3 protein-coding genes are annotated in these 3,861 nt (G+C 64.4%); 2 read left to right on the top strand and 1 reads right to left on the bottom strand.

What is annotated here, in order from left to right; genetic code table 11:
• The first annotated feature begins 51 nt into the window (after nt 1-51).
• The gene (gene cheD / locus ABWP92_RS16765) at nt 52-729 is read left to right on the top strand and encodes a chemoreceptor glutamine deamidase CheD (RefSeq protein WP_353236543.1); all 678 of its coding nucleotides are present in this window, start codon (nt 52-54) and stop codon (nt 727-729) included.
• 4 nt (nt 730-733) lie between these two features.
• Nucleotides 734-1,885, top strand: coding sequence for a protein-glutamate methylesterase/protein-glutamine glutaminase (locus ABWP92_RS16760; protein WP_353236542.1), 1,152 nt, complete (start codon nt 734-736; stop codon nt 1,883-1,885).
• A gap of 17 nt (nt 1,886-1,902) precedes the next feature.
• Here the strand turns inward: ABWP92_RS16760 and abc-f are convergent, their stop codons facing one another.
• Entirely contained in the window at nt 1,903-3,798 is a 1,896-nt protein-coding gene (gene abc-f / locus ABWP92_RS16755) for a ribosomal protection-like ABC-F family protein (protein ID WP_353236541.1), read from the bottom strand.
• Nucleotides 3,799-3,861: the final 63 nt, after the last annotated feature.

The raw sequence follows: 3,861 nt of genomic DNA, 5'->3' as shown, positions 1-3,861 counted from the left end.
CGACGCTAAGGACTTGTTCGTCCTGCGCGGCAAGACCTTGTACGAGCGCATATGAACCCCGCCAGCGCCTTGTTGCCGCCCGGCGGCGCATCGAAAGCGGTGACGCTGGACGAGTTGCGCCAGCGTCCGGTCAAGCCGGGGCAGGCCTCGTTTTTCTTTTATGACCATCATTTCCAGCACAACGCCGTCAAGGTGCTGCCGGGGGAGTATTTCGTCACCAACGAGAACATGCTGCTGGTCACGGTGCTTGGTTCGTGCATCGCGGCGTGCCTCTGGGATGGCCAGGCCGGCGTGGGCGGCATGAACCATTTCATGCTCCCGCAGGGGGACAGCAGCGATGCCTGCGGCCGCTATGGCTCCTACGCCATGGAGCTGCTGATCAACGAAATGATGAAGATGGGCGCGCGCCGCGAGCGTATCCAGGCCAAGATATTCGGCGGCGCCCAGGTGATCCAGGGCTTCACCAACATGAACGTGGGCGAACGCAATACCGGGTTTGTGCGTGGCTATCTGGCCATGGAGCGCATCCCCGTGGTTTCGGAGGACGTGCTGGATATTCATGCGCGCAAGGTGGTGTTCTTCGGCGCTTCGGGCCGCGCCATGGTCAAGCGGCTCGCCCACACCCACGGGCAGGAGCTGGCCGCGCAGGAGGCGCGCGGCAATGTGGAGTCGGTGGTGCGCGCGACGCGGGGCGGCTCGGTGGACCTCTTCGGGCGGCGAAAGGGCTGAGCGCATGGCGGCAAGGACGCGCGTTCTCGTGGTGGATGACTCGGCCCTGGTGCGCAATCTTCTCAAGGAGATCATCAACCAGCAGCCCGACATGGAATGTGTCGGCACTGCCAACGATGCGCTGGCCGCGCGCGAGCAGATACGCGATCTCAACCCCGACGTGCTGACGCTGGACGTGGAGATGCCGCGCATGGACGGCATCGATTTTCTGGGCCGGCTCATGCGCCTGCGCCCCATGCCGGTGCTGATGATCTCGACACTCACGGAACATGGCGCGGAGGTGACGCTGAAGGCGCTTGAACTGGGCGCGGTGGATTTTGTGGCCAAGCCGCGCCTGGGTATCGAGAATGGCTTGCTGGAACTGGCCGCGCAGATCGTGGAGAAGATCCGCATCGCGGCGCAGGCGAGAGTCAGGCGCCTTCCCCCCATCACGCTGGAGTCCGTGCGCCGGCTGCGCATGCTCTCGGAAATGTCGAAGGCCGGCGCGAGGGAGCAGGCATCCGCGCCGATGCCACCGGGTGCTGGTGCTGGCGCCGGCGCGCTGCTTCATCTCAAGCTGATCTGCGTTGGCGCGTCCACGGGGGGGACGGAGGCCGTGCGCGAATTGCTCTCGCACATGCCACCCGCCGCGCCCGCCATCGTCATTGCTCAGCATATGCCCGCGGGCTTTACGGCCAGTTTTGCCGCGCGCCTGAACGAGCTGTGCACGATTGCCGTGAAGGAGGTGCAGCATGGCGAGCCGCTGCTGCCCGGCCACGCCTATGTGGCGCAGGGCGGCAGGCATTTTGCCGTCATGCGGCGTGGCGGCCGTTATGTGGCGTCGGTGTTTGATGGAGAACCGGTCAATCGCCACAAGCCTTCCGTCGAGGTTCTGTTCCGCTCGGTTGCCGCTGCTGTGGGGCCGCATGCCATCGGCGTGATGTTGACGGGCATGGGCAGCGACGGCGCGGCCGCGATGCGCGAGATGAAGGATTGCGGCAGCTACAACTATGTGCAGGATCAGAAATCCTGCGTCGTGTTCGGCATGCCGCGCGAAGCCATCGCGCATGGCGCGGAGCACGAGGTGCTGCCGCTTGCGCGGATCGCTCCGGCGATCCTGGGCAGGCTGCGGATCGGCGACGCATCGGCCAGCGCGGAGGACGATTCACCCTACTGAGCGGCGACGCTCGGTGCTCAAGCGGAGAGCTCGGACCAGCGCTCCAGAGCCTGCATGAGCTGCTCTTCGATTTCGCCGTCCCGCGCGTGCAATGCCGCGGCGCGCGCGCCGTCTCGCGCATAGATCGTGCTGTCGGCCAGCTCGTCGCGGATGGACTTCTGCTCCGCCTCCAATGCGTCGATATGCGCGGGGAGCTGTTCGAGCTCGCGCTGCTCCTTGTAGCTGAGCTTGCGCTTGAGCGCGGGTTGGCTGGGCCTGCGCTCCGTGTCTGCTGCGTTGCCGTCGTCCTTCCTGGCTTCCTTCCTGGGCGCGGCGGCGGCATTGGCCGCCTCGCGCTTGCGGCGCGACTGTATCAGCCAGTCTTCCACGCTGCCTTCGTATTCGGTCCAGATGCCGGCCTCGTCATAGGCAATGGTGCTGGTGACGACGTTGTCCAGGAACTGGCGGTCATGGCTGACCAGGAAGACGGTGCCGTCATACGTCTGAAGCAATTCCTCCAGCAGTTCAAGCGTATCGATGTCCAGGTCGTTGGTGGGCTCGTCCAGCACCAGCACGTTGGCGGGTCGCGCGAAAAGCCTGGCCAGCAGCAACCGGTTGCGCTCGCCACCCGAGAGCGAGCGCACCGGCGAGTTGGCGCGGGCCGGCGAGAAGAGAAAATCGCCCAGGTAGCTCTTTACATGCTTGCGCTGGCTGCCGATTTCGATCCACTCGCTGCCGGGGCTGATGAAATCCTCCAGCGTCGCATCCATGTCGATGGCGTCACGCATCTGATCGAAATAGGCCACCTGAAGATTATTGCCGCGGCGCACGGTTCCGGAGTCGGGCTCCAGCTCGCCCAGGATCATGCGCAGCAACGTTGTCTTGCCCGCGCCGTTGGGTCCGATCAGACCGACCTTGTCGCCGCGCAGGATCGTCGCGGTGAAGTTCCTGGCGATCTGCTTGTCGCCGAATGATTTGCTCACGTCCACAAGCTCCGCAACGATCTTGCCCTGGTAGCTGTTCTGGATTCCAGACGCGATGTCCATCTTCACGCTGCCAAGGGCTTCCCTGCGGGCCGCGCGGTTGGCCCGCAGCCTCTCCAGCCGGGTGATGCGTCCCTGCGCGCGCGTGCGGCGGGCCTCCACGCCCTTGCGGATCCATACTTCCTCCTGGGCTAGCAGCTTGTCGGCGCGAGCATTGATGACGGACTCCTGCGCGAGCTGCTCCTCCTTGTGCAATACGTAAGTGGCGAAATTGCCGGGATAGGAACGAAGCTGCCCCCGGTCGAGCTCCACGATGCGGGTGGCGATGCGATCCAGGAACGCACGGTCGTGCGTAATGGTGACGAGGCTGCCCTTGAAGTCGATCAGCAGGTCTTCCAGCCAGGTGATGGAGTCCAGGTCCAGATGGTTGGTCGGCTCATCGAGCATCAGCACGTCGGGCCTGGCTACCAGTGCGCGCGCCAGCGCGACGCGCTTCTTGGTTCCGCCCGAGAGGGTCTTCACATGCGCGGCGGCATCCAGGTGCAGCCGATGCAGTGTCTCCTCGACACGCTGCTCCCAGTTCCAGCCCTCATGCGCCTCGATGCGCGATTGCAATGCATCCAGATCGATGCCGGGGGCGCCTGACAGATACTGCTCACGCCACTCGACGACCTGCCCCAGCCCCTCGGACGCTACCTCGAATATGGTGGACTCGGGATTCAGGTCTGGCTCCTGCGCCACATAAGTGGTCCGCAGGCCCTGCTGCACATGCAAGACGCCATCATCGGCCTTTGCAATGCCCGCCAGAATCTTGAGAAGCGATGACTTGCCGGCGCCATTTCGCCCGATCAATCCCACGCGTTCGGAAGGCTCCAGGGTGAAATCAGCGTGATCGAGGAGGGCCACATGGCCGAAAGCCAGTTGCGCATCTAATAGTGTGATGAGTGCCATGGGGCTGGATTATCCGCACCCGGGGCATATCCCCCACATCTTCATACGGAGAGGCTCAACATG

The organism is Diaphorobacter ruginosibacter (genome assembly GCF_040396215.1).
Classification (GTDB): Bacteria; Pseudomonadota; Gammaproteobacteria; order Burkholderiales; family Burkholderiaceae_C; genus Diaphorobacter_A; species Diaphorobacter_A ruginosibacter_A.
This window is presented reverse-complemented; position numbering and strand designations above follow the sequence as displayed.

Bases quoted from the DNA above. Each gene is read 5' to 3' on its own strand.
- ABWP92_RS16760 (WP_353236542.1), top strand. From the start codon at position 734: ATGGCGGCAAGGACGCGCGTTCTCGTGGTGGATGACTCGGCCCTGGTG.
- abc-f (WP_353236541.1), bottom strand. From the start codon at position 3,798: ATGGCACTCATCACACTATTAGATGCGCAACTGGCTTTCGGCCATGTG.
- cheD (WP_353236543.1), top strand. From the start codon at position 52: ATGAACCCCGCCAGCGCCTTGTTGCCGCCCGGCGGCGCATCGAAAGCG.